This window comes from Chitinophaga polysaccharea (assembly GCF_007829335.1).
GTDB classification, from domain to species: Bacteria; Bacteroidota; Bacteroidia; order Chitinophagales; family Chitinophagaceae; genus Chitinophaga; species Chitinophaga polysaccharea_B.
Window position 1 is genome coordinate 1,016,257 of the sequence record NZ_VIWO01000001.1, and the last position, 26,610, is coordinate 1,042,866.

A 26,610-nucleotide genomic window follows, 5' to 3' on the forward strand; every position below is an offset into this window, starting at 1 on the left:
AAGCACATCGTTAACTTTAAGTAATACTTATCGGTATCTTAAAAGTAGCCATATGAAAACAATCTTAGTACCCACCGATTTTTCTGATACGGCCTACAATGCTGCTACCTACGCTTTATCGCTGGCCCGGAACCTGGGAACAACCCGCATCGTATTGTATCACGCCTACGAATTGATAGTGCCCATTCCAGACATTCCTACCATGATTCCGATGGTAAATCCAGACGACCTGCGAGCCGCCAGCATAGAAGGCCTGGAGAAAATGAAAAAGGAGCTGGATACTTTGGTGCCACCCGGTTCTACACTGGTAACAAGGGCAGATAATACCCTACTGGCAGCTACGATTGAGGAAGTATGCAAGAATGAAGCGGCGGATCTGATCGTAATGGGAATCACCGGCGGTAGTAAACTGGAAGAAGTACTGGTAGGTTCTAATACCATTGATGTAGTAAAAAATACCAGCTACCCCGTGCTGATAGTGCCCGGAGGCGCAAAGTACAAGCCTATTGAAAAAATTGTATTTGCCGTAGACCTTCGCAAAATAGCAGAAACTACCCCGGTAGAACCACTCAAGAAATTGTTGCATATATTCAATGCAGAGTTACATGTCATCAATATCGACCATGAAAGCCGGCATTTCAGCACAGATACGCCTTTTGAAACCATGTTGCTGGATACCCTGCTGGAGGATTTCAACCCGGTATACCATTTTATCGATAACCCGGATGTCGTAGAAGGAATTGTTGAATTTGCAGAGGAGAATAAAGCGGATATCATCCTGGCTATCCCTAAGAAACACGGCCTTTTTGAAGGTATTTTCAAACGAAGCCGTACATCTAAACTGGCCTACCAGACACATTTACCGTTGTTGACATTACATGAATAATTTATACTTTTACAGATATTAATATTTATAATAACTATATGATTAAACGTTCATTATTAGTACTGCTGGGCTTCTTCTGCCTGCAGGCAACCCAGGCCCAATTCCTGAAGAAACTGAGTAAAAAACTGGAAAGTACTACTGCCAACAATAATAGCAACAGTAACAGTTCCGGCGGTTCGTTGGCTGCGTTAACTGAATCTGATGCCGGTTCTGCTATTAAGGAAGCCCTGGCTAAAGGCGTTGCGTCCGGTATCGCCAAGCTGAATAAAAAAGATGGTTTCTTTGGCAGTGATGTCTATAAATTATTACTCCCCGCAGATGCCGTGAAAATTGGTAATACCCTACGGGCAATAGGTTTGGGCAGCCAGGTAGATAAGGCCATCCTGCAAATTAACCGCTCCGCTGAAAAAGCAGTAGGCTATGCGGCGCCTATTTTTGTGAACGCAATCAAACAAATGACCCTTACTGATGCCGTAAACCTGGTAAAAGGTGGCAATACGTCGGCGACCGATTTCTTTAAAAACAAAACAACAGATTCCCTGAAAGCGGCCTTTTCTCCTGTGATCAGGAAGACGCTGGACAGCACCAGTGCCACCCGTTATTATTCAGATATCGTAACGTCTTATAACAAGCTGCCTACTACTTTCAATAAAGTGAATCCAGACCTGCAGGACTATGTAACCACCATGGCGGTAAATGCCCTGTTTGACCAGATTGCAAAAGAAGAAGTAGCTATCCGCGCTAATCCTGCGGCCAGGACTACCGATTTGCTGAAAAAGGTATTTGGGGCAAAGTAACATGCGCCTGCAAAAAAAAGCAGCGATGATCCATTCATCGCTGCTTTTTTTTGCGCGTAATACTACGGCTGGTTTACAGCCGCCGTGAGCAATACCTGCCAGGCCGCCGCTACTTTTCCATCATCCAGCAACCGCTTGGCATAATGGTGTAGCTCCTTTTCCATTTCATCGGGAGTAACACTATAGTATTGAATAATATTTTTGAGATGATCGTCGTGAAAGGAGGCATCTACAAAGGGAATCTCATGAACGTTGCCCAGTTGGCCCAGGTTGTTACCGGTGAGAATATGACTCTGACGGATCGCCAACGGTAAGGCATCTACGCCAATGCCCAATTGGGTATTGGGTTTTGCCACCTCAAATACGGCATTGCCGGACGCCCGGCAGTAGTAGTCGCCACCCATGCGCGCTACCAGGTCTATTTTATGCGGATCTATTTTACCGTGTTCGTTCAGAATGGCCTCGTTGATATGTAGCATCACCGGCTCACAAATCACCAGGTTGCCGGCTCCTCCACCCTGTCCGGTTTCAATTATCTGTTTTACAATACATTCCATTTGCACCGGGCTCTCTTTCACCCGGAATGGCCTTACCTTTTCGGAAGCTATGGGGGTAAAGCCTGCTTTCTCAAATTCGTTGACACCCGCCGGGTATTCACAACTGGCCAGGGAGGCCTGTTGCACCATCGCATAGTTCACTACATTGATCACCACCTCTTTGGTGGCATATACATTTTCGAGTGTATGCTTCACCGTATTATCGCGTACCCTTCGGGAAGGCGAAAATATCAGTGTGGGTGGATTGGATCCGAATACATTGAAAAAGCTGAAGGGCGACAAATTGGGCCGGCCATCTGCATCCAGGGTGCTGGCAAAGCAAATAGGGCGCGGTGATACAGCCCCCAACAAATAAGCATGCAGTTCACTTGTTTTTATCTGGGAAGGATCTACCTGCATACTATCCTTTTTTCTTGAGTGACAGTATGGAGAAATCACTATCTTCCTGGACAATAGTATTGGAGAGGACACCAAGGCCGGTAATTTCCATTTCCACTACATCGCCGGGTTGCAGCCATTGCTCGGTATAGTCGGGATCGTTGAGTTTACCGGTACCGTTCAGCTCCAGGAAACAGCCGGTGCCCACGGTGCCGCTGCCAATAACATCTCCGGGGAGAATATTGACACCATAGGCACAGCGTTCTATGATTTCTGCAAAGGTCCAGTCCATATCACCCATATTTCCTTCACTTACCTGGACACCATTTACCTTACAGGTCATTTTCAGGTTGTAGTTATTGCCGGTATGACCTGGTTGGGCAGGCACTTTCAGCGATTCCAGTTCATCGGGGGTAACCAGCACAGGGCCAATCACGGTGCTGAAATCCTTTCCTTTTGCAGGTCCCAGGTTCAGCAACATTTCTTCCATTTGCAGGGTACGGGCGCTCATATCGTTCATAATCATGTAACCGCCGATATAATCATCTGCTTCCGCCGCAGTAATATTACGGCCGGCCTTACAGATCACCACAGCTACTTCCAGTTCAAAGTCCAGTTTCTGAAAGTGATCCGGCATACAGTGAATATCGCCGGGGCCCTGGATAGCATTATGGTTAGTAAAGTAAAAGATAGGATACTGGTCAAACTCCGGGATCATGGGCACCTTACGGTTGCGGCGGGCCGCTGCCACGTGTTGCCGGAACGCATATCCATCGCGGCAGGAGGTAGGAAAAGGTACCGGGGAAAGTAACTGTACACTGCCTACGGGAACACCAGTAGCCCTCGTAGGGTTTTTACCGGCTTTCAAATGGGCATCGGCCTGTTTGGCGATGTCTATAACATCTTCCCACATCATCAGGAACATCCCCATATTATTAGGCAAATCAGGATGCAGCTCCTGGGCATTGTACAGCAGTCCGTCTACCAAAATGGCCAGCTGGTCTGTTTCCTCTCTTAAATAGCTTACTAATTTCATGGTTGTTGATAATTGTTCTGGTTGTATGAAGTACCAAATATAAGGAGGGCCTTTAAATGCAGGGGGTATTTTTTCGTAAATTCTAAAGAGAAGTGCCCAATCCGGAAAATGTCTGTAGAAAAATGCCGTTAGCAGCCAGGTAATTACTTTATATTTATGTACAGATCGATCGTATATGCGTTGCTGTTTACTATTCTTATTGTCCTGGTATTATCTGCTATCTCTATCGGCGCAGTCCCGTACAGATACCCTGCTGGAAAATCTGCTGAAGCGGGAAGGTTCTCCGGCTTTACAGCATATACTGCAATACCCTGACTCATTTCGTTACCAGCTTATTTATACGCAAATTGACCGGGATGCGGATAACACGCCCCATTTTAAAAATTATTATCTCCATGTAAATGATAGTTTATACTACAATCCCGCCAGCACTGTAAAATTGCCTATTGCCCTGCTGGCATTGGAGAAGCTGCATGCGCTGAATACGCCGGGGCTTACGGGTAACACGCCCATGCTTACCGATAGCGTATGGGCCGGTCAGGTAATAGTACATACCGACAGTTCGGCGGCCAATGGCCTTCCTTCTATTTATCATTATATTAAAAAAATATTTCTTATTAGCGATAACGATGCCTATAACAGGCTATACGAGTTTATCGGCCAACAGGCTATCCATGAAAAGCTATGGGGAAAAGAGTATGGTAAAGTGCGTATTGTACGGCGATTTATGCCATTGTCGGAAGAGGAAAACCGGCATACAAATCCTATTCGCTTTGAGGCTAACGGGAAGTTGGTGTACGAACAACCAGCTGCATACGATACCCTGGCTTTCGACTACAGCCGTAAGGTATTTATGGGGCATGGCTACCTCGACAAAGACGATAAGCTGATATTTTCGCCAATGGACTTTACCAGGCACAATTATTTCCCGCTAACGGCCTTGCAGCGGATGTTACAGGCGGTATTGTTTCCGGCTTCAGTACCGGTGGCACAACGATTCAACCTCAGTCCGGAGGACTATCGTTTTCTATACCAGTATATGTCGCAATATCCTTCGGAAACGCAGTGGCCGAAATATGATACAACGGAATACTTTAACAGCTATACCAAATTCTTCTTTTTCAAAGATGGCAAGCGGAACATTCCTCCGTATATACGTGTATTTAATAAGGCTGGCTGGTCATACGGTTTCCTGACAGACGCGGCATATATTGTTGATTTTGAACACAAAGTTGAATTTATGCTCACCGGGAACTTGTATGTTAACCGGGACGGTATTTTGAATGATGACAAATATGAATATGAAGAAGAGGGATATCCTTTTTTTAGGGAAGTGGGGGAAATTATTTACCAATATGAATTGCAACGGAAGCGAAAGTATGTACCCGACTTACAATCATTCCATATTCGTTACGGGAAGTAGCATAGCTACGAGATAAATATTATTTATAACCCAATAGGTCGGCTTGGTGTTCGGAATAATACCTGAAGGTTGTATTTTTGCGTTCTGTCAGGCCATATCTGAATATGCATTGTTTTTGACGTGGCCGTCTGGGAATTATAAGCAAGGTTTTATTCATATCCCGTAACTGCACTCTAAACTTCGGAGTTATGAAATTTGAAAAGATTAAGAACAAAGGACAGGCAAGATTATTTGAAAGCCAGTATCTGGAGATGCTTACCAAAACGCATCCACTTGTGATCTGGGGACTGTATTTACCCATTATCGGCTATATGCTTTACTATAGCCATAACACACTCGGTTTTTCACCCGGTACGGTATTCGGCGTGTTTATCGGAGCAATGGCCTTCTGGTCATTCTTTGAGTATATCATGCACCGGTTTATATTCCATTTCGCAAGCGATAAGCCTAAAGTACAGCGCTTTATTTACGTGATGCATGGTAACCACCATGAATACCCCAGGGATAAGCAACGCTTGTTTATGCCGCCGATACCCAGCCTGATATTGGCGTCTGTAATATTTGGCGCCCAGTACATTTTCCTGCGCCAGATCACTTTCATGTTTTTCCCGGGCTTTATCCTTGGATACCTGATTTATGGTAGTATGCACTACGCAATTCATGCCTGGAACCCTCCCTTTAAATTTATGAAGCCTTTATGGCGCAACCATCACCTGCATCACTATAAGAGCGAAGACAGGGGATTTGGCGTAAGTTCTTCTGTATGGGACAGGGTATTTGGTACTTTCTTCGACCTGGATAAGGAAAAAGAAGATAAGGAGAAGGTAAAAGAATTGATGTTTTAATATCCTGGTGTGACGAAGAAAGAAGGTGTTACCATCTTTCTTCGTCATCGGGCAGATGATCCTGTTTATAGGTAGCCCTGGAGATAATTTTCTGTAATTGCCGCGCTATGATGAGCGCTGCAATTGGTTTATAGGGATCAGCCCCGGTTGCGGCAGCCGTGTCCAATATTTCTTTCACTTGCTTTTCTGATACATCCACCCGGTACAGCAGGAATATAAATTGCTGAAAGTTTTCACTGATCAGTGTTTCCAGCCTCTTCGCCAGTATTTCTTCCAATTGGTCGGCACTTACCTGTACGGGTATGCTAATGTCGAAGTGTTCCTGGGTCCACAGCGCTGTGGCCTGGAGATATTGGGCGGGTACTGCCGTCATTATTTCATGCGTTTAATTTTGTAGGAGGCATTGGTCACTACTTTCACCGGCACTTTCAGGTCGTGTTTAATACGTTTGGCCTTATTAACCTTATAGGTATAATCACCCGCCATATCTGTGTTTTGTACACAGATGCGGGGTAATCCGCTGCCACGGTCTATGAGATAGTTGGAAGAGGTAGTTCCGCTGATTTCGGCGGTCGCCTTAATATCATCTTCCAGCGTTAGCGTCTGTATCTTATCTGTTTTTATTTTGTTAGTGCCGCCTATTTTAGCAGTTTCCGCATCCCATGTTTGCAGGTTCCAGTATAGGTCTACCCGGCCTATCAGGCCGCCGCGCAGGGGCACGTTTTCTTCCCATTGGGTACCTGTTTTAATGCCATGGACAGGGTACATAATAAGCAGTTGTTCCAGCCACCCCTGGAAGGCGTCGGTACCAAACTGGTCTTTCATCAGCTTTTTATAGGCTTCCTGTTCGTCTTGTTTCAGGGAACTGAAGGCGCTGGCAGCATTATCAAGAATAGCGTCTAAACCGTCTACTTTATTGATAATACCGTTGGTTTGTATCTCCACGGTAAAAGGTTGGTCCAGTACCTTTTTCAGACCTGCCTGGAAAGGTTCTTTATCATTGGTCACCTTCGCATCCACGAAGATGTTTTGGTTTTTGGCGTTGAAATTAAATTTCAGGTCTTTGTAACGAAAAGTGAGGGTAGTTTTACCGGGCTGTACATCGGTCACTTCAATGCTGATGATATTGTTATAGTCCCGGGTGGTACGTTGCATTACTTCATTTACCGTCATATAGGTTTCGCTCCTGCTTTTCTGTTCCAGTTCAAACAGCTGGCCTTTTTCAAACCGGTATTTCAGGTCTACATATTCCTGTGCCCTGGCGGATAAGGCCAGCGTTACAACCATTGTCATCAGTCCCAAAAATCTTTTCATTACTTTTTCAATTAAATCAAACATATTTCTCAATGACGCCAAGACCGAACAGGGCAAAATCATATTTTGCCGGATCGTCGGGGTCCAGCTTTCTGAGCTGGTGGGTGAGTGCGGCGGCTGTTTTCCAATCGGCCTTTGCTTCCGGTATTAAACCCAGCCTGGCGGCTACCCTGCTCACATGTACGTCCATTGGGCATACCAGTTGAGCTGGCGATATGTAACGCCAAAGCCCAAAATCCACGCCATTTTCATCTTTTCTTACCATCCAGCGCAAATACATGTTCAGTCGTTTGCAGGCCGAGTTTTTGGCGGGAGTGGCAATATGTTTACCGGTTCTTTCCGGGTGTTCTAATGCAAAAAATACTTTCCGGAATCCTATCAGGGCCTTCTCCACATTTTCATCTTCCGGCGTAATATGTGCGCTGAAGGCAAATTCCAGCGATGTTACGTTAGTATAATAATGCTGAAGGAACTCTACGAAATAAAGGAGGTCCAGGCCATTGAAGGTGCGGTGACAGAACGAAAGTAATTTCATCCGATCCATGGGTTGATGATGACGGATAAAGTCATACGGCGCGTCATCCATCATCTTCATCAGTTCCGTGCACTTATTGATAATGCTGGTGCGGTTACCCCAGGCCAGTATAGCGGCAAAGAGTCCGGCAATTTCAATATCCTGCAATACACTGAACCGGTGCGGTATGCAAATAGGATCATTTGCAATAAAGTCCAGGTGATTGTAGTGTGCGACCTTGGCATCTAAAAACTCCCTTAGTTTCTGGATCTTCATAAGTTAAATCACGTGTATCACCACCTGGCTTTCCCGTTGCCAACGGGAAAGCGGCTGGGATATGGTTAGGGTAAATATTTACGCTCCGGTAAAGATAATTTTTACCAGATAAGAATTAAAATTATTGCTATCCAATAGCCTTAGCCAGATCTTCGGTGAGGTCGCCGGCATCTTCGATACCCACGCTCAAACGTATCAGTGAGTCTACCAGCCCGTTTTTTACCCTTTCCGCACGGGGAATAGAGGCATGGGTCATACTGGCAGGGTGGCCAATCAGCGATTCTACCCCTCCCAGTGATTCCGCCAGTGAAAACAGGTGCGTATTACTAAGTATACGGTTGGCAGATTCTATATTATCGTCTTTCAGGGTAAAAGACATCATACCGCCAAAGCCACGCATTTGTTGTTTGGCAATATCATGATTGGGATGGTCGGTAAATCCGGGCCAGTATACTTTATCTACTTTAGGATGATTGCGAAGGAAATTGGCTACCACTATACCGTTTTCACAATGACGCTGCATTCTCACATGCAAGGTTTTGATACCACGCAATACCAGGAAGCAATCCTGTGGACCAGGCACCGCGCCGCAACTATTCTGGATAAAATAAAGCTGTTGGGCGAGGGCTTCATTTTTTACAATGATGGCGCCGTGCACCACGTCGCTATGGCCTCCCAGGTACTTGGTGGCAGAATGCAAAACAATATCTGCTCCCAGGTCTAGCGGATTTTGCAGGTAAGGTGAAGCAAAGGTATTGTCTACGCAGAGTATCAATTCACTTTTCCGCGCTATCTGGGCGCAGGCAGCAATGTCGATAATTTTCAAAAGTGGATTGGTAGGCGTTTCCAGCCAGATCATTTTAGTTTGAGGAGTGATATGCGCTTCAATATTCTGCGCATCAGACATGTCTATAAAATTGAACCGGATGCCATAACGTTCAAATACCTTGGTAAAAATACGGTAGGTACCTCCATAAAGATCGTTGGTAGCAATCACTTCATCGCCGGGATTCAGCAGCTTCATTACTGCATCGGTGGCCGCCAACCCACTGCCGAAAGAGATACCATGTGTCCCATTTTCAATGGCTGCCAATGCATTTTGCAGGGCGTCGCGGGTCGGATTTTGGGTCCGGGCATATTCATAGCCCTTATGTACCCCCGGTGCGCTCTGCACATAGGTGGAAGTTTGAAAAATAGGCGTCATAATAGCGCCGGTGGAAGGATCGGGGGCTACACCTGCGTGTATGAGTTTGGTTCCCAGCTTCATGTCTTAAAGTTTTAAATGATCAATTTCTGGTGGTTTCCAAATATACTTTAGTTTTTGTGATTGAACAGGGCTCAATTGATGAGAGGGGACACTTGTCTATTTTAGCTAATATTATGATATGATCGTATAAATTGTAGCGGTTACGAACATTTTTATATCGTTCACCAATTAGCCACTCACCGGTAAGAATAATCCGCCTACTTTCGTAATAGGTTTTTCATAGGATATGGTTAAAATTCTTAAGGCGGTATTCTTACCGCTTTTTCTTTTTTAAAAAAATATTATTACATAAAATAATTGAGGCGAAGAGAAAATATACTTTTCTCTTCGCCTCAATTATTTTATAAGCAGTGCTATTATTACTTTTTCTTCACCGGTGTATCCGACCATTTGATAGGCAGGCTAACGCTTACCTTGTCCCAGGCAATGATCAGGTTGGCACCCGGATCGCCTTTTTCAAATGCCATGGTAAAAGCCTCCACAGGAGTATCGAGCGACACTACCGGCAGCGCGGTTCTTACAATATCCTTTTTCTGGTCATATTTAAAGGCGCCCCATATATCAGTTTCTTTGTTCAGGATGATGGTCCAGGTTTTTTCTGTGGGGATGGCATACAGCGTATACCGGCCTTTGGGAATACCTTTACCGGCAATGGTTACAGGGCGGAAAAATTCAATCTCAGTAGCTTCGTTGGCTCCCAAACGCCATATTTTACCATATTCTTCCAGGTTGCCAAAAATTTCCCTGCCCTTGGTTTGCGGACGGCTGTAAATAACCCTGGCTACCAATGATCCTGGTTCGCCTTTTACTTTTACAACATATGGGTACATTACCGGGTAGTAGGCCATATCCATAGGGCTGGCATCGAGTGGTGGTAGTTTTTTGTCCTGCGCCATGGCGTTTAGACTAAGTAAGCCTGCTGCAAAGGCAAAAAGGAGAACTTTGTTCATCATCCTGGAAAGCTTTTTTCTGTAAATGTAATGGGCGCAAACCTACCTATTTTTAGGGAATCAGAAAAGAGCGCATCCGCCTTTTAACAAGCTGTTAGTGGTTTTCCATTTGTAACCAGTTTTCTACATGCGCCTGTAAAGCAGGAAAAAATTCTTCATAACACATTTTCAATGCATTATAGTATTCCATGAAAACAGCAAATACCATATTCCCATCTGCCTGCAGATACTTTGCCCGCCGTGCTACCCCCCTGATGGCCCGGGAAATTCCATCGGTAGTATGGTAGTTATACAACCAGTTATACGTTTGCATATGCTCGAACATCTGGAGAAAAGACGGTGGTAAGATGGGCGCCTGCCGGTTAATTTCACTATAAACATAATGCGCAAACGAATAAAGGTCATCATTACTGAAACGGCTGGTATCACCAGCCAGGAAATGGTCGTACACGATATCTGTAAACACGCCGCTGTATAGTCCGCAGGATGGCCTGAAAAAGAGTTTAGCCCTGGCTGTTACCGGGTGTTGATCTGTAAATGTATCAATAGCACGGTGTAACCGGATACCCTGCTGTATATCCGCCGGAAAAGCCGATAAATGTTTATGACCTTTTACAAAATCAGCGATAAGATTACCGGTAATCAGCCCAGGTTGCCGGAAAGATAGATAAGCGTGAGCCAGGTGGTTCATAAAAGCAAGGTACGCATTTATGCCAAATAGGGCGAATTGCGAAGTGGGCTGGACCTCAACGGGTTAGGATTCCTGGTCTTTATTTCCAAAAGTTATTTGTTAATGGAAAACTTATCCATTTTAACACTTTCTTAACTCAGCGCCATGCAACATTGGCAAGTTGGCACCAACAGACATGCTATGGCTGGTCTGAATTGCCAGATGTTCACCACCGGTCAGGCGGACGTCCATAAGCGGATAGCCCAACTAATCTAGTGCCTCCATCAGTAAAGTATACCTTGACCACTGGCCATTTCCCGGCGTAGCTTTGACTCATCAAATCAAAAACATCAAAAACAAAAAATCACTAACAACATAAAATTTTTCCGCCATGAAAAAGATTATCCTCCTCGTTGGTGCCGCCCTGTTACTGAGTGCAAATGTACTTTTGGCCGCACCTTATGAAACAACTGTTAATAATAAGATTAACAGCGCATTTAATGAAGCATTTACCGGCGCCACCGATGTAAAATGGTACACCGAAGATAACAGGACATATACCGCGAAATTTACGTTGAGTAATACCAAAGTAACTGCCTTCTATAAAGAAGATGGCTCCCTGGTGGCTACCTCCCGCTATCTGCAGGCCGACCAGCTGCCGCTGAAAGTATCTGCCCGGTTAAACAAAAAGTTCCCCGGCAACAGCATCTATTGCGTAGTAGAATATACCGCAGAAGATAGCGTGGTTTACTTTGTTACCCTGGAAAGCAGCGATACCTGGACTGTCGTTAAAACTGACCCGGACGCCAATTTCAAAATACAAAGCCGCCTGAAAAAAGCTTAGTTTTAGTAGTGTTAAAAATACAGGGCTCGTCGCTTTTGCGATGGGCTCTTTTGTTTATACACAGTACCCATCCCCTTCAAAAATTATCTTAACTTTGCCCCCTGTTAAGGCTTATTAGCCAGACTGCTAATGTATAAACGATTAAATGACATGAACAAGGGACCCGTTTCTCAATTTATCCAGCACCATTACCGCCACTTTAATGCCGCTGCATTGGTGGATGCTGCCAAAGGATATGAAACACATTTACTGGAAGGTGGTAAAATGATGGTGACATTGGCCGGTGCCATGAGTACGGCTGAACTGGGCATTTCTTTCGCTGAAATGATCCGTCAGGGTAAAGTAGATATCATCTCCTGCACCGGTGCAAACCTGGAAGAAGATATCATGAACCTGGTAGCACATACACACTATAAAAGAGTTCCCAACTACCGCGACCTGAGTCCACAGGAAGAATGGGACCTGCTGGAACAAGGCTTTAACCGCGTTACCGATACCTGTATCCCGGAAGAAGAAGCTTTCCGCCGCATCCAGAAACATATCTATAAAATCTGGAAAGAAGCAGAAGAGAAAGGCGAACGTTACTTCCCGCACGAATTTATGTACAAGCTGCTGCTGAGCGGCGTAATGAAAGAACATTACGAAATCGATCCTAAGAATAGCTGGATGATTGCCGCTGCAGAAAGAAATATTCCGATCATCGTTCCGGGATGGGAAGACAGCACCATGGGTAACATCTTTGCTTCTTACTGCATCAAGGGCGATCTGAAAACGTCTACCATGAAGAGCGGTATCGAATACATGATTTTCCTGTCTGAGTGGTACCGCGCTAATTCCGCCGGTAAAGGTGTGGGTTTCTTCCAGATTGGTGGTGGTATTGCGGGTGATTTCCCGATTTGCGTAGTACCTATGATGTACCAGGACCTGGAATGGACGGATGTTCCTTTCTGGAGCTATTTCTGCCAGATTTCTGACTCTACTACCTCTTACGGTTCTTACTCTGGTGCCGTGCCTAACGAGAAAATTACCTGGGGTAAACTCGATATCCACACACCTAAGTTTATCGTAGAATCAGATGCTACCATCGTAGCGCCGCTGATATTTGCCTATATCCTGGGTTGGTAATCCGGGTGATGATAAAGTTGCATGCAGCGGGAAGTTTATTCCCGCTGCTTTTTTTATATAAAAAGATCTCCTGCAATACCGTCTGCAAATAACCTTCCTGCCTTGGTTAACCTCAGCGCATCGCCTACCCGTTCCATACGGCCCATCCTGATAAAGGATTGACTATTGGCAATTAATTGATTGACCAGGTCGGCACCGAATTTTTCGGCCACCCACTCCAGTTGGCAGCCGGCAGAAGTGCGCAGGGCCGTCATAATGTACTCGTTGAATTGCATGGAAGTGGTGAGCGATTCCATTTCAAAAGGCACTTTACCAGTAGTAATGCTTTTTATATACTGGGCATTGTTTGCGATGTTCCATTGCCGGGATATGCCATTGAAAGAATGGGCTGATGGTCCCAATCCCAGGTAGGATTTCCCCTGCCAGTAGCTGCTGTTGTGCCGGGAATGCCATCCGGGTAAGGCAAAATTGGAAATTTCATAATGTTCATACCCTGCTGCTTCCAGCCATTGCATTAGCATTTCAAAGTGACGGGCCGCTTTATCCGGGTCGGTGGGCGCCATTTTTTTCTTTTTGATAAAGTGGCCCAGGGCGGTTCCCGGTTCTACGGTGAGTGCATAACAGGATAAGTGGGGAATACCCAGGGCAATGGCCTGTTGTACGTTTTGTTCCCAATCCTCATCGCTGAGGGTTGGTCCGCCATAAATAAGGTCAATGGTAAGGTTCTCAAACCCTTTTTCCCGCGCCAGCTGTATGCAATTCAGCGCCTGTTGGCTGTTGTGAGCCCGGTTCATCCACACCAGGTCGGCTTCGTGGAAAGATTGTATGCCTATACTGAGCCGATTAATCCCTATCTCCTTCAGCATGACCAGCTTATCGGCGGTAAGATCGTCGGGGTTAGCCTCCAGCGTTATTTCTGCATCGGCAGCTACGGAGAAGGTGGCGCGCAGTTTTGTCAGCAGCCCGTGTAACTCACCGGCATCCAGTAAGCTGGGAGTGCCGCCGCCAAAGTAAATGGTGTGTACGGGCTCCTGGCCCAGGTAGTCTTTTTGCAGGGTGATTTCCTCCAGCAAACTATTTACCATGGCCTCCTTCCCTGCCAGGGAGGTGGAAAAATGGAAGTTGCAGTAGTAGCAAGCCCGTTTACAAAAAGGTATATGTAAATAAATTCCCGACATGTACGTTTTAATGGTCCGCCATTGCCGTTTCACGGGTCAACTATGGACTATTTTAATATCTTTGCAGCGACAAAATTACGTTTCAGTTTTGTTTTGTGAACAGGACAGTGTTAATTGCCGTTGAATCTTCCGGGAGAACGGAACGTTATTGTTGAAAAACCGATTTAAAGTCATTGCAAAATATTTTCCTGGTGCGAAACTGGTTATTGCTGCTATTCATTTTCAGTTATTTGCCGATACTGGCACAAACAACAGATTCCGCTGCTGTAAAGCCGGTAGTAAAGAAAAAGCCAGTGGTAAGCCATACGGCGGGAGATTCTTCACGTCCGAAACCACGTACAGCACCGCTGAAAAGAGATGCTGCACAAGTGGTGAAGAAAGATAGTACCCGGGCGGCTTTGCCGGTGGTGGGGTATCAGAAAAAAGATTCCACCCGTTTATCCGCCGATACGGCAGGGCATAAAACCGATAGCGTGGCGGTGGCTGCTGTACCCAGGGTAAAGCCGGTATCCGACTATGATCGTTATATGAAACAGCTGGCACAGGAAAATATCTTCCTGAAGCCCGGTAAGCCAAGATTTGCAGATACTAATCCATTGCGTCCTTACCGCAATATGGACTGGCTGATTTACCTGATGGCAGGCATTCTGCTGATACTGAGTATTGTGCGGCTGGCCTATCGGAAATATTTTTCCGATCTTTTCCGGGCTTTTCTGAATCCTACGTTGAGCCAGCGCCAATTAAAAGACCAGCTGTCACAGTCGCCGTTTCCCAATTTCCTGCTGAATATATTTTTTGCCATCGTGCTGGGAGTGTACTTCTACCTGGTACTATACCGGCAACAGGTATTTCCGCAGGCCCAGCCCTGGCTGTTGATTCCAGCCCTGGTTTTGTTGGTGGCGGTGGTGTATGGGTTTAAATACATCATGCTGCGATTTTGTGGTTGGTTATTTGGCAATAGTGAGCTGGCGGATGCTTACATTTTCATTTTATACCTGATTAATAAGATCCTGGGAGTGTTGCTGGTACCCTTTTTAGTGATAATTGCATTCTGTAAGCCGGAAATAGCCCGTACTTTCCTTTATATATCGTTATTCTTTATAGTATTACTGGTTATATACAGGTATATTAGATCTTATTCATTGGTTAGGCAGTACCTATCCTTCAGTAAATTGCATTTTTTTCTTTACCTTTGCACATTCGAAGTAGCACCCGTTTTAATATTAACCAAGGTGCTGCAGAATATCTGGTTAACTGGTAATCCCTGATTATCGCCTATTGTTAACACAAGAGCAAAAAACGTATGATAAAAGGCGGGCCAAAAAAAGATTTGCAAGGTAAACAAATTCAGTCAATCCTAATTTCTCAACCTAAGCCTGAAACTGAAAAGTCACCCTACTTTGATCTGGCCAAGAAGTTCAATGTTAAGTTGGATTTTTTCCCATTCATTAGGGTGGAAGGTTTGCCAGCGAAGGAGTTCAGAAAACAGAAAATCGACATTCTTAGCTATACGGCAGTGATTTTCACGAGTCGTAATTCGGTTGACCACTTTTTCCGTATCTGTGAAGAAATGAAGATTAAAGTGTCGCAGGACTGCAAGTACTTTTGTATTACAGAAGCTGTAGCGTTGTATCTGCAGAAATTCATTCTTTATCGTAAACGGAAGGTATTTTATGGCGCGGATGGCTCAACGAAAGGGGTACTGGAAGTAATGAACAAGCACCGTGACAACGAGAAATTCCTTTTCCCCAGTTCCGACAGTCAGAAGAAGGATATTGAAGAATGGTTGAAAGCCAATAAGTGTGAATATGCCACGGCTACCCTTTACAAAACAGTGTCTACAGATGTAAAGGAAGTACTGGCCGCCACTGCTTACGATATGATCGTGTTTTTCAGCCCTTCTGGTGTAAAATCACTCTTCGAAAATATGCCGGAGTTTGAGCAGAACGGTACCCATATCGGGGCCTTTGGTCCTACTACCTCCGCAGCCGTAGAAGAAGCAGGATTAAGGCTGGATGTAAAAGCACCGCTCCCACAGGCGCCTTCTATGGCAGCCGCATTGGAACAGTATCTGACCACATTGGCAGCAAAGAAGTAAACAGTTTCTGTCTATAGAAATTCATCAGGGATGGCATATGCCATCCCTGTTTTTTTACTGCGATATTTTCTCAGCAGAACAGGCCGAAAAATATTTCTTTATAATCATGAAAAAATAAATTTCTTTGTAGCGGAATATTTTATCAATCATTATTGCTTAGCGGAATCCATGAACAAGCTGATCAGTGAATCAAGCCCTTACTTGCTCCAACATGCACATAATCCTGTAAACTGGTATCCCTGGGGAGAAGAAGCCCTGGAACGTGCTTTACGGGAAGATAAACCGATACTGGTTAGTATTGGTTATGCTGCCTGTCACTGGTGTCATGTAATGGAGCGGGAAAGTTTTGAGAATGAAGCCACTGCAGCTATCATGAACGAGCATTTCATCAATATAAAGATCGACCGGGAGGAAAGGCCCGACCTGGATCACATTTATATGGATGCCGTGCAGGCCATGACCGGCGCCGGAGGCTGGCCACTCAATGTTTTTCTGACACCAGAAAAAAAACCTTTTTACGGAGGCACTTATTTCCCTCCTGTGAAGGCCTATAACCGGCCTTCCTGGACGGATGTGCTCCTGTCACTGCATGACGCGTTTGTAAATAAACGTGCGGATATTGAAAGCCAGGCCGATAATCTGGTACAGCATATTCACCAATCAGCCCAATTTGGCCTGCCATCCTCGCTGGATGTGCATATCCCACGGGAAGAACTATTTACTAAATCCCAATGCGATACCATTTGTGAAAATATACTACGGCAATCTGATACTACCTGGGGCGGTTTTGGGCGGGCGCCCAAATTCCCGCAAACCTTTACGATAGGGTACCTGCTGCGGTATCACCACACCTGGGAGCACCCGGCAGCATTGCAACAGGCCTTGTTGTCGCTGGATAAGATGTTGCAGGGAGGCCTGTACGATCAGCTCGGAGGTGGCTTTGCCCGTTATTCTACTGATGAGAGATGGCTGGCGCCCCATTTCGAGAAGATGCTGTACGACAATGCACTGTTACTCGATGTGCTTTGTGATGCTTACCAGTTAACCCGCAATGAAATATATGCCCAAACCATCCAGGATACCATGGGCTTTATTACCCGGGAGATGACGGCTCCGGAAGGTGGCTTTTATGCTGCGCTGGATGCCGATTCCGAAGGCGTGGAGGGCAAGTTTTATGTTTGGAGTAAAGCCGAAATTCATCATGTGCTGGGGGAGCAGGCAAAGGTGTTTTGCGACTACTACGACATAACAGACGAGGGAAATTGGGAAGAAAAGAACATTTTATGGGTACGGCAGCCATTGGCGTCATTTGCTGCGGCGAATGGCTATGACGCGCCTGTCCTGGCGGCCATGCTGAAAGGTTGCCGGGAAAAACTGCTGGCAGTGAGGGCCAACCGGGTAAGACCTGGCCTGGACGACAAGATACTCCTGGGATGGAATGCCATGATGGTACATGCCTGTTGTAAAGCATACACAGCACTGGGAGTTGAAGAATACCGGGAGATGGCAGTACGGAATATGGACTTTTGTTTATCCAGTTTCCGTGAAACGGCTTCCGGGCAGGCCTTTTTGCATACCTGGAAGAACAACGAGGCAAAATATCCCGCTTTCCTCGACGACTATGCCTGCCTGATACGGGCATTGATAGCCCTGCAAGAAATAACCGGGGAGCTAAATTACCTCTACGAGGCACGGGATATCACCGAATTTGTAATCAGGCACTTCAGCGATGAAGCCGGTCACTTCTTTTACTATACCATTGCCGGCCAAAACGATGTGATTGTGCGTAAAAAGGAGATATACGATGGGGCGGTACCCAGCGGAAATGCGATTATGATGCAGAACCTTTGGTATCTTTCCGTTGTTTTTGATAAACGGCCGTGGGCCGACCGCTGTGTTGCCGCAGTTTCCGGGCTGGCGCAAACGGTGGTACGCTATCCCACCTCTTTTGGTGTATGGGCCAGCCAGCTATTACAGTTTGTGAAAGGTACCCCTGAACTGGCGATTGTGGGCAAAGATTTTAAAGAAAGGATGAAAGAAGCCGGAAAATGGTTTATCCCGTACCGGATTTTGATAGGAGCAGAAAAAAATATTCCGGAGATGCCACTTTTAACCGATCGGCTAAAGGAAAATGAAACTTTAGTGTATTTATGTAAAGATTATCATTGCATTAAGCCGGTTAGTTATATACAAGAAATTATTAATTTAATATAATAATTATGTAACTTGCCCCCTGTAAGGGAGAGGCTTGATTCAATAAATGTTATTACGTTTATATAATAAAATGTTAAAAGCAACGTTTAAACTAGTTACAGAATGGTTCTGAGTGGAATTGAAAAAGTTGGATAAAAAGTCACTACGGATTAAAATTAATTATTACATTTGCTATCTTTCATATAAACAAAAGCGGGTGAAATATGAGAAATGTGTTCCCTTGTATACAGGCAAATCGCACCAGGCTGGTTAATAGAAAAAACATATTCTGATGAAAGCTACCCTTATGAAGCTTAACTATGTAAAAGGTCTGTTGGCGGTTTTGCTGGTTTCCCTGCTGGCCAGCTGTGGCGGTAGTAAAACCCCTAAAAATGCGCAAGGTCAATTGATTGGCGTAAGCCCAAGACCGAAGTACACTCCCCCTGTACCTTATGGGATGGTATACGTACCAGCCGGAACGTTCCACATGGGTCCCAGTGATGAGGATGTAAACTATGCATACACTGCGCGTAATAAGTCAATTTCCATTTCTGGTTTCTATATGGATGCCACGGAAATTACCAACAACGAGTACCGCCAGTTTGTGCAGTGGGTGCAGGACTCTATTGCTCACATCCTGTTAGGACACGTAAAATCTGATGATGGACATGACATCATCGATTGGAAACAGAAGATTAACTGGAGAGACAAAGGAACCACTGAAAAGCTGGATGCGATGATTTATTCTGAAGCAGACCGCTTATACGGCCGTAAGGATATCGACGTAGGTAAACTGATCTATCACCAGGAAACTTTCAACTGGGACAAAGCCAAGTTGAGGGAAAATGCGGGTAAACCACGTTCTACCTTTATCGTTAAAAAAGATGTACCCATCTATCCCGACACCCTTTGCTGGATCAGGGATTTCTCTTATGCCTACAATGAGCCAATGACCCGTATGTACTTCTGGCATCCGGCATTTGACAATTACCCGGTAGTAGGTGTAAACTGGCACCAGGCCACAGCTTTCTGCGAGTGGAGAAGTAAATTCTGGGAAGACTACCGCGCCGGCAAAAAGCTGTTTACGGAAGATAAATTCCAGTTGCCATCCGAAGCTCAGTGGGAATATGCTGCCCGTGGCGGTAGAGAACAAACACCTTACCCCTGGGGTGGTTACTATATCCGCAATAAGAAAGGATGTTTACTGGCCAACTTCAAACCTGGTCGCGGTAACTATCCGGAAGATGGTGGATTTTACACCGTTCGCGCAGACGCTTACTGGCCTAACGATTACGGATTGTATAACATGGCTGGTAACGTAGCTGAATGGACCGCGGATATCTTCTATGAAAATGCCTACTCTTTTACTTCCGATATGAACCCGTATTTGAGAATGGATGTACCAGATGACGCGCCATTAAAAATGAAGCGTAAAGCTATCAGAGGCGGATCATGGAAAGACGTAGGATATTTCCTTCAGACAGGAACCCGGACATATGAATACCAGGACAGTGCTAAATCATACGTTGGTTTCAGATGTACCATTGCCCTGAGCAGAAGAGCCAAACACAGATAGCGTAGAATCATTTTGAATAATAGCCTGTATTTATAACTGCTAAAGAAACCTTTTGTATTATGTACACTATTATCAGCAAATCAGTGAGAATTAACTATTCCATACAGACTTTAACTATTAACACTTTAACCAGTAAATTTTAACCTATGGCTATGAATCCTAACAAAGCTAAATGGCTGAACTTTTTCGTATGTATTGCGGCTTCCGTGGTAATTATCGGAGCGTTATTTAAACTGCAACACTGGCGGGGTGCCGACATCGCTTTGATCTTAGGTCTGAGCACTGAGGCGCTTATCTTCTTCGTATACGCCTTTGTACCCGATTCCGGTGCTTCTCACGCAGAAGGGCAAGTTGTAGCAGTGGCTGGCAGCCCGGCAGTAGCTGGTCTGGACAAAATGCTCCAGGAAGCTGACATCACGCCTGCTAACCTGCAACGCCTGAGCGAAAATTTCCAGAAACTGGGAACTACCGTTGACAAAATGAGAGACATCAGTGATGTAGTAGCTGCTACCGGCGATTACACACAAAAAACAAGAGAAGCCGCCAGCGCTATCGGTAATGTAGCCAACGCTTACACTACTGCCGCTGCTGCTGTATCTTCTTTCAACAGTGCTTCTGAATCAACAAAAGAATTCCATGTACAGATGCAGGGTATGACCAAAAACCTGGCTTCTCTTAATGCTATCTACGAACTGGAACTGCAAGACACCAACAACCACCTGAAGGCAATGAATTCATTCTACAGCAACCTGCAGAATGCTTCTACTGCTATGAGTGGTAGTATTGAAGATGCTAAGAAAACACAGGAACAAATTTCCCTGCTCGCTAAAAACCTCAGTAACCTAAACTCTATTTACGGTAATATGCTGAGCGCTATGCACGGAGGAAGATAAGGTACAGCTAATAGTTTCTGAATTAACACATATCAATTAAATCTGAAAACAAACTATGGCACTACCTAGAGATCCCAGACAGAAGATGATCAACATCATGTACCTGGTCTTGACGGCCATGCTCGCGTTGAACGTCTCTGCTGAAATATTGAATGCTTTTAGTATCGTAAATAATTCAATCAATACCTCTAATAAATCCCTGGCAGATAAAAATAATCTCATTTACCAGCAATTTGATGCTCAAATGAAGGACAACGCCGAAAAAACAGCTCCCTTCAGAATCAAAGCGCAACAAGTAAAAAGTTTATCTGCCAGCATGTATGACTATGTAGAGTCTTTAAAGAAAACCATCATCGATGAAAGTGGTGGCCTGGACGAACATGGCGAAATCAAGGATAAAGCTGGCCTGGATGCTCCTACCAGGGTGATGGAGAATATGAAGAAAGGTCCGGAACTGGAAGCTAAGCTGAAAGAACTCCGTGAAAAATTACTCTCTTTCGTAGATCCTAAAAAAAGAGACCAGTTCAATAAAACTTTACCACTGAGAATTGAAGTAGGTAAATCAACAGATGAACATGGTGGTGGTACCAAATCATGGACTACCTACCACTTCAACATGGTGCCTACCATCGCAGCTGTTACCATCCTGGGTAAATTCCAGAATGATATCAAAAACTCTGAGTCTGCCATCATCGATGACCTGTATCGCCAGATCGATGCGAATACTTTCAAGTTTGATAAAGTAAGACCATTCATCTCCCTGAATTCCAAAAACCTGATGGAAGGTCAAACCTTAACTGCCAACATCGCAGTAGGTGCCTACAGCACTACGGTAAATCCTACTATCGTTGTAAACGGCCAGTCTGTTGAAGCAAAAGATGGTTTAGGAACTTTTACAGCAGTTGCTGCCGGCATTGGCGAAAAAACCATCTCCGGTACCATTACCTTACCTAGCCCAACTGGTGGCGCTCCTGAATCCTATCCCTTTACAGAAACTTATAACGTAGGAGCTTCTTCTACTTCTATTTCCGCAGATAAAATGAACGTGCTGTATATCGGCCTGCAGAACCCTATCTCCATCTCTGCTGCTGGTGTACCTGCCGAACAGGTATCTGCCTCTATTACCGGTGGTAATATGACTAAACGCGGTTCAGGCGAATATATCGTAACGGTAAGCCAGCCAGGTAAGGCGGTAATTAATGTAGTGGCTAACATCGATGGTAAAACCAAATCACTCGGTCAGAAAGAATTCCGTGTAAAACGTGTTCCTGATCCGGTACTGAAAGTTGGTGTTAACAAAGGTGGTTCCATGAAAGCAGCCGACTTTAAAGTACAGGGTGGTTTGCGTGCCGACCTGGAAGATTTCGAATTTGAAGGCGTAAAATATGAAGTAGTTGGTTACCGCGTAGGTATCTCTGCCAAAGGTAAAGAATACCAGGAAGGTGATGCTACTTCTGCTTACTTCCCGGGCAGCGTAACGGCTTCTATCCGTGCACTACGCCCAGGTGATGAAGTATATTTTGAAAACGTGAAAGTGAAAGGCCCGGACAACGTTGTTCGTTCTATGCCGAGCACAATATTTAAATTAAACTAACGGTCATTAATTACTGAATTATGCGAGCAGTAATATTTAACAGAATTGGTTGGTGCACTCTTTTGCTGGTGATGCTGGCAACAGCTGCTGATGCGCAACGCCGCGGTGGTACAACCCGCCGCAGAACCGCTACTACGGGCACTGCTACTACACCCGATGCATCCGTGGTAAACCCGGCTACCGGGAATGCCGTGACACCTCCCCCTGCTCCCGCTGCCCCTGCTTCTCAACGCCCGGACGGTATCACCGCCCCCGTGGTAGATACCCCACGCAAATCACTGCGCGTTGATGGCGTAGTGGAAAGAAACCTGGCCAGAGAACGTACACCGATTGCCTACGACTACATCCGCGAGGATGATCGTTTCTGGGAAAAACGTGTATGGCAGGTAATCGATATCAGGGAAAAAATAAACCTCCCCTTCCAATACAACGTGGAAGACGAGTCTGGTGTAAACCAACTGTTTATTAATATTCTGCTCGAAGCCATCAAGAATAAAGAGGTAGAAGCTTTCAGCCCTATCGACGACCGTTTTACTACCGTAATGCCCTACTCTGAGATCCAGAATAAACTCAGCGGTGAAGAAAGAACAGTACGCAGTATAGATCCGGTAACCGGCGAAGAAAAAATGGTGACTACCCGCGATGACTTTGATCCCCGTACTATCAAACAGTACAAAATCAAAGAAGTTTGGGTATTCGACAAAGAAGCTTCGGCGCTGAAAGTTCGCATACTGGGTATTGCTCCAATGGTATCCCGTATTAATGAAGATGGTAGCATACGCGCCTCCATCCCCTTATTCTGGGTATATTATCCCGACTGCCGCGGTATACTGGCTAAACATGATGTGTACAACCAGAACAACGACGCCGCTACTATCAGCTGGGAAGATCTTTTCGAAATGCGCTTCTTCGGTAGCTACATCGTGAAGGAAAATAATACCTACAACCGCGAGATCAAGGATTATATTAAAGACGGTGTAATGCGCCTTCTCGAAGGCCAGGCCATCAAAGACCGTATCTTTAATAAAGAGCAGGACCTCTGGCAGTATTAAACCTATTAAAACAATAAAAGCAAATGACCTAAGCACCTGCTTAGGTCATTTGCTTTTATTACTTCCTGCTTTGCCCGCTTTTCCCTATCTTTCCGTATGTCGCTCGAATTACTCCGTAAGCTCGCCAATAGTATGATGCCTCTTCCCGACCATGAATGGGAAGCGCTGGCAGCTTGCTGGCACCCGGTACAGTTTAAGCGTAAGGAAGTTATTACCGTAGCCGGTGAAGTGGAAAAATATCTCTATTTTGTAAATGCCGGTGTACAGCGGCTTTTCTGCCTGGAAGGCGATAAGGAAGCTACTCTCCTTTTTACCTACACCGGATCGTTTTCCGGTATCATGGATTCGTTTCAGCTGCAACAACCTACCTCTGCCTACCTGGAAGCCCTCACAGCCAGCGATATGCTCCGGATGAGTTATGCCGATTTTGACCGGCTTACCCTACAATATCCTACCATTGAAAGATGGGTGCGACTCGGAACGGTAGCCGCGCTATCCGGTCTCCTGGAAAGACACAAAGAGCTCCTCTCTTTTACTGCCGAACAGAAATTCAGGAAGCTGCTTACCCGCAGTCCACATGTGTTACAGCTGATTCCACATAAATACCTGGCCTCCTACCTGGGTATAGATCCTGCTACTTTCAGCAAATTGCTAAGTACCGTGAAATTATAAAATGTTGATCTGCACCAAGATTTTCTAACCCCGGCCATACTACTTTTGAGATAAATATTACTGCCATGCCTGCTATCAACAGCATCGAATTATTACAAGGCCTGCGTAAACAAACTGTAGCTACACAATATAAAGTGGAAAATTACTTTGGTGGAAAAACAGCTGCCCTTTTACAACAGTCTCCTATGCCTGGCAAGTGGAGCGCTGTACAGTGCCTCGAGCACCTGAACACCTATGGCCGGTATTATCTCCCGCAACTGGAACAGGTGATTGCTACCGCCGAAAAGCAACATAGCCGGCCAGAACGGCTATTTCGCAGTAGCTGGTTAGGCGCCAGGTTTACCCGCCTGATGCAACCGAAGGAAGATGGACAGCTCCGCTCCCGTATGAAATCGCCTAAAGGCCATCTCCCATCTATACAACCGGATGTAGCAGCTGTTATACAGGAATTTGTACAACAGCAGGAACTTACCGAATCCTTACTGCAACGGGCGGAGAAGATAAATATCCGGCAATATAAAGTGCCCACTTCCCTGTCGCGCTTTATTAAACTATCAGTGGGCGATACTTTCGGATTCCTGGTTGCGCATATCCAGCGGCATATATTACAGGCGGAAATGGCCATGGCCGTTGGCCCGCAATTAGTGGCCCAAAATGCTTAGCCGTTAGGGTGATGGAAATGATTCCAGATAAGTTTTGCTTTGGCTGCCCCTACTTCTTTAGCCAGATCTTCTTCAGGTAACAGTTTTACTTTAGCCACCGACCGGAAGGTTTTCAATAGTTGGGTAGCGGTGTTCTCCCCGATGCCCTTAATGCTTTCCAATTCATTTTTGAAAGTGCCCTTACTGCGCTTTTGCCGGTGAAAAGTGATACCAAAGCGGTGCACCTCATCACGTACCCGGCGTATCAGTTTCAGGCTTTCGCTGTTATAGGGCAGCTTAATACTTTGAGAATCGCCCGGGAAAAATATTTCTTCTTCGTTTTTGGCCAGTCCCACAACGGTCATGCTACCAATCAGGTTCAGCTCACGAATACTTTCCATAGCAGAGCCAAGCTGACCTTTACCGCCATCGATAATCACCAGTTGAGGAAGTGGCTGCCCTTCTGCCAGTAAGCGGTTATATCTCCGGAAAACAATTTCTTTCATCGATGCAAAGTCGTTGATACCTTCCACCGTTTTGATATTAAAATGCCGGTAATCCTTCTTGGAAGCCACGCCATCCTTAAATACCACACAGGCGGCTACAGGATAGCTACCCTGGAAGTTGGAGTTATCGAAACACTCAATATGTTCCGGAAGCACTGGTAATTCAAGATCGGCCTGTAGCTGGTATAATACCTGTTTTCTCTCCATATCTGACTTACCTTCCAGGTGCAGGATCTTTTTGCGGTATAGTTCGTCTTTGAAATAATTGACGTTCTTCTCAGACAGCTCCAGCAATTTCTTTTTGTCGCCCCCCTTGGGAATGGTGATGGTAATATTACTTTCGGGGTATTCTAACGGAAACGGTACTACGATTTCTGTATTAATGCTTTTAAATACTTCCCGGAGATAGGCGATGGCGTAGGCCAGCACCTCTTCGTCACTTTCTTCCAGTTGCTTCTCCAGGGTAACGGTTTTAGTGTCGGCAATGGTACCGTTCAGGATGCGGAGGTAATTAACATAAGCGTGGTTACCTTCACTGAGAATAGAAAACACATCCACGTTGCCCATACGGGTATTTACAATGGTGGATTTGGCAGAGTAGGTTTCCAGGCTCTCTATTTTCTTGCGCATGATTTCTGCCTTCTCAAACTCCATCCTGGCCACGTGGTCCATCATCTGTTCTTTGAACAGGTTTACCACCGGGGTAAGGTTTCCTTTTAATACGTTCTTCACCTGTTGCAGCCCTTCACGGTAGTCTTCCTGCGTTTGCAGCCCTTCACAGGGGCCTTTACAGTTGCCGAGATGGTATTCCAGGCATACTTTAAACTTGCCTTTCCTGATATTTTCTTCCGACAAATTCAGGTTACAGGTCCGTAACGGGATGTTGTATTTGATGACGTCCAGTATTTCACGTACCCGGCCCACAGAGGTAAAGGGGCCCAGGTAATCTGAGCCATCTTTAATAACATTGCGGGTGAAAAATACCCGGGGAAAAGACTCGTGTTTAATAACAATGTAAGGATAGGTTTTATCGTCCTTTAAATTGATATTGTACTTGGGCCTGAATTGTTTGATGAGTGAATTTTCCAGCAGGAAGGCATCCTGCTCAGAGTCTACAATGGTGAATTCGATGTGGTGGATATGCTCTACCAGTTTACGGGTTTTGTAATTGTCGTGGTTCTTTACAAAATAAGAACTCACCCTTTTACGTAAACTTTTGGCTTTCCCTACATAAAGCAAGGTGCCAGCCTCATCATAGTATTTATAAATACCGGCGTTGCCGGGAATTGTATGCGATATTTTCTGAAACTCCGCTGCTGTCATGT

The 26,610-nt window shown here is 45.3% G+C and carries 25 protein-coding genes; 15 read left to right on the forward strand and 10 right to left on the reverse strand.

What is annotated here, in order from left to right; genetic code table 11:
• Window positions 1-52: 52 nt before the first annotated feature.
• Together FHW36_RS04320 and FHW36_RS04325 are read left to right on the forward strand one after the other, a co-directional pair.
• Window positions 53-886, forward strand: coding sequence for a universal stress protein (locus FHW36_RS04320; protein ID WP_186452297.1), 834 nt, complete (start codon window positions 53-55; stop codon window positions 884-886).
• 38 nt (window positions 887-924) lie between these two features.
• Window positions 925-1,683, forward strand: a complete 759-nt coding sequence (locus FHW36_RS04325) for a DUF4197 domain-containing protein (RefSeq protein ID WP_145662765.1) — start codon at window positions 925-927, stop codon at window positions 1,681-1,683.
• Between the two features lie 62 nt (window positions 1,684-1,745).
• Here FHW36_RS04325 and FHW36_RS04330 read toward each other — a convergent pair whose 3' ends face one another.
• Both FHW36_RS04330 and FHW36_RS04335 read right to left on the reverse strand, forming a co-directional pair.
• The gene (locus FHW36_RS04330) at window positions 1,746-2,639 is read right to left on the reverse strand and encodes a flavin reductase family protein (protein ID WP_145662770.1); all 894 of its coding nucleotides are present in this window, start codon (window positions 2,637-2,639) and stop codon (window positions 1,746-1,748) included.
• A gap of 1 nt (window position 2,640) precedes the next feature.
• The gene (locus tag FHW36_RS04335; protein ID WP_145662774.1) at window positions 2,641-3,654 is read right to left on the reverse strand and encodes a fumarylacetoacetate hydrolase family protein; all 1,014 of its coding nucleotides are present in this window, start codon (window positions 3,652-3,654) and stop codon (window positions 2,641-2,643) included.
• Between the two features lie 175 nt (window positions 3,655-3,829).
• Between FHW36_RS04335 and FHW36_RS04340 the strand changes: the two genes are divergently transcribed.
• Complete coding sequence (locus FHW36_RS04340) at window positions 3,830-5,077, forward strand: serine hydrolase (RefSeq protein ID WP_145662777.1); 1,248 nt, start codon at window positions 3,830-3,832, stop codon at window positions 5,075-5,077.
• A 188-nt stretch (window positions 5,078-5,265) separates the two neighbouring features.
• Window positions 5,266-5,922: a sterol desaturase family protein gene (locus FHW36_RS04345; RefSeq protein ID WP_145662780.1), complete on the forward strand. Its 657-nt coding sequence runs from the start codon at window positions 5,266-5,268 to the stop codon at window positions 5,920-5,922.
• Window positions 5,923-5,950: 28 nt separating this feature from the next.
• On the opposite strand, the gene FHW36_RS04350 is transcribed toward FHW36_RS04345, so the two are convergent.
• The 6 genes from FHW36_RS04350 to FHW36_RS04375 all read right to left on the reverse strand — a co-directional run bounded on the left by FHW36_RS04350 (window position 5,951) and on the right by FHW36_RS04375 (window position 10,934).
• Window positions 5,951-6,295, reverse strand: a complete 345-nt coding sequence (locus tag FHW36_RS04350) for a hypothetical protein (protein WP_145662784.1) — start codon at window positions 6,293-6,295, stop codon at window positions 5,951-5,953.
• The gene (locus tag FHW36_RS04355; protein ID WP_145662787.1) at window positions 6,295-7,236 is read right to left on the reverse strand and encodes a DUF6263 family protein; all 942 of its coding nucleotides are present in this window, start codon (window positions 7,234-7,236) and stop codon (window positions 6,295-6,297) included. Before FHW36_RS04355 ends, FHW36_RS04350 begins: the two co-directional genes overlap by 1 nt.
• A gap of 16 nt (window positions 7,237-7,252) precedes the next feature.
• Window positions 7,253-8,026 (reverse strand): TIGR02757 family protein, encoded by a 774-nt coding sequence (locus FHW36_RS04360; protein WP_145662790.1) that lies wholly within the window; start codon window positions 8,024-8,026, stop codon window positions 7,253-7,255.
• Window positions 8,027-8,153: 127 nt separating this feature from the next.
• A complete protein-coding gene (locus tag FHW36_RS04365) occupies window positions 8,154-9,293 on the reverse strand; it encodes a cystathionine gamma-synthase (RefSeq protein ID WP_145662792.1) in 1,140 nt (379 codons plus the stop codon).
• Window positions 9,294-9,652: 359 nt separating this feature from the next.
• The gene (locus FHW36_RS04370; protein ID WP_246121065.1) at window positions 9,653-10,246 is read right to left on the reverse strand and encodes a DUF2911 domain-containing protein; all 594 of its coding nucleotides are present in this window, start codon (window positions 10,244-10,246) and stop codon (window positions 9,653-9,655) included.
• 91 nt (window positions 10,247-10,337) lie between these two features.
• Window positions 10,338-10,934: an acyl carrier protein phosphodiesterase gene (locus tag FHW36_RS04375; protein ID WP_145662797.1), complete on the reverse strand. Its 597-nt coding sequence runs from the start codon at window positions 10,932-10,934 to the stop codon at window positions 10,338-10,340.
• A gap of 370 nt (window positions 10,935-11,304) precedes the next feature.
• On the opposite strand from FHW36_RS04375, the gene FHW36_RS04380 reads away from it, so the two are divergent.
• Both FHW36_RS04380 and FHW36_RS04385 read left to right on the forward strand, forming a co-directional pair.
• Entirely contained in the window at window positions 11,305-11,757 is a 453-nt protein-coding gene (locus tag FHW36_RS04380) for a hypothetical protein (protein WP_145662801.1), read from the forward strand.
• A gap of 150 nt (window positions 11,758-11,907) precedes the next feature.
• Window positions 11,908-12,882 (forward strand): deoxyhypusine synthase family protein, encoded by a 975-nt coding sequence (locus FHW36_RS04385; RefSeq protein ID WP_145662804.1) that lies wholly within the window; start codon window positions 11,908-11,910, stop codon window positions 12,880-12,882.
• A 53-nt stretch (window positions 12,883-12,935) separates the two neighbouring features.
• On the opposite strand, the gene hemW is transcribed toward FHW36_RS04385, so the two are convergent.
• Window positions 12,936-14,060: a radical SAM family heme chaperone HemW gene (gene hemW, locus FHW36_RS04390; RefSeq protein WP_145662807.1), complete on the reverse strand. Its 1,125-nt coding sequence runs from the start codon at window positions 14,058-14,060 to the stop codon at window positions 12,936-12,938.
• A 191-nt stretch (window positions 14,061-14,251) separates the two neighbouring features.
• Here hemW and FHW36_RS04395 point away from each other — a divergent pair, with 191 nt between their 5' ends.
• The 9 genes from FHW36_RS04395 (at window position 14,252) to FHW36_RS04435 (ending at window position 24,800) form a co-directional block, all read left to right on the forward strand.
• Window positions 14,252-15,328 (forward strand): DUF4271 domain-containing protein, encoded by a 1,077-nt coding sequence (locus tag FHW36_RS04395; protein ID WP_145662811.1) that lies wholly within the window; start codon window positions 14,252-14,254, stop codon window positions 15,326-15,328.
• Between the two features lie 35 nt (window positions 15,329-15,363).
• Window positions 15,364-16,158 carry a uroporphyrinogen-III synthase gene (locus FHW36_RS04400; RefSeq protein ID WP_145662813.1) on the forward strand — a complete coding sequence of 265 codons (795 nt, stop codon included), beginning with the start codon at window positions 15,364-15,366 and terminating at the stop codon, window positions 16,156-16,158.
• Window positions 16,159-16,326: 168 nt separating this feature from the next.
• Window positions 16,327-18,372 (forward strand): thioredoxin domain-containing protein, encoded by a 2,046-nt coding sequence (locus FHW36_RS04405; protein WP_145662816.1) that lies wholly within the window; start codon window positions 16,327-16,329, stop codon window positions 18,370-18,372.
• 271 nt (window positions 18,373-18,643) lie between these two features.
• Window positions 18,644-19,927 carry a T9SS ring complex lipoprotein PorK/GldK gene (gene porK / locus FHW36_RS04410; protein ID WP_246121067.1) on the forward strand — a complete coding sequence of 428 codons (1,284 nt, stop codon included), beginning with the start codon at window positions 18,644-18,646 and terminating at the stop codon, window positions 19,925-19,927.
• 152 nt (window positions 19,928-20,079) lie between these two features.
• Window positions 20,080-20,820 (forward strand): type IX secretion system motor protein PorL/GldL, encoded by a 741-nt coding sequence (gene porL, locus FHW36_RS04415; protein ID WP_246121068.1) that lies wholly within the window; start codon window positions 20,080-20,082, stop codon window positions 20,818-20,820.
• A 55-nt stretch (window positions 20,821-20,875) separates the two neighbouring features.
• Window positions 20,876-22,414 carry a type IX secretion system motor protein PorM/GldM gene (gene porM / locus FHW36_RS04420; protein ID WP_145662822.1) on the forward strand — a complete coding sequence of 513 codons (1,539 nt, stop codon included), beginning with the start codon at window positions 20,876-20,878 and terminating at the stop codon, window positions 22,412-22,414.
• 20 nt (window positions 22,415-22,434) lie between these two features.
• Window positions 22,435-23,466 (forward strand): type IX secretion system ring subunit PorN/GldN, encoded by a 1,032-nt coding sequence (gene porN, locus FHW36_RS04425; protein WP_145662826.1) that lies wholly within the window; start codon window positions 22,435-22,437, stop codon window positions 23,464-23,466.
• Window positions 23,467-23,562: 96 nt separating this feature from the next.
• Window positions 23,563-24,138, forward strand: a complete 576-nt coding sequence (locus FHW36_RS04430; protein WP_145662829.1) for a Crp/Fnr family transcriptional regulator — start codon at window positions 23,563-23,565, stop codon at window positions 24,136-24,138.
• Window positions 24,139-24,203: 65 nt separating this feature from the next.
• A complete protein-coding gene (locus FHW36_RS04435) occupies window positions 24,204-24,800 on the forward strand; it encodes a DinB family protein (protein WP_145662831.1) in 597 nt (198 codons plus the stop codon).
• On the opposite strand, the gene uvrC is transcribed toward FHW36_RS04435, so the two are convergent.
• Window positions 24,797-26,608, reverse strand: a complete 1,812-nt coding sequence (uvrC, locus tag FHW36_RS04440) for an excinuclease ABC subunit UvrC (RefSeq protein ID WP_145662834.1) — start codon at window positions 26,606-26,608, stop codon at window positions 24,797-24,799. The genes FHW36_RS04435 and uvrC overlap by 4 nt on opposite strands.
• Between the last annotated feature and the right edge of the window lie 2 nt (window positions 26,609-26,610).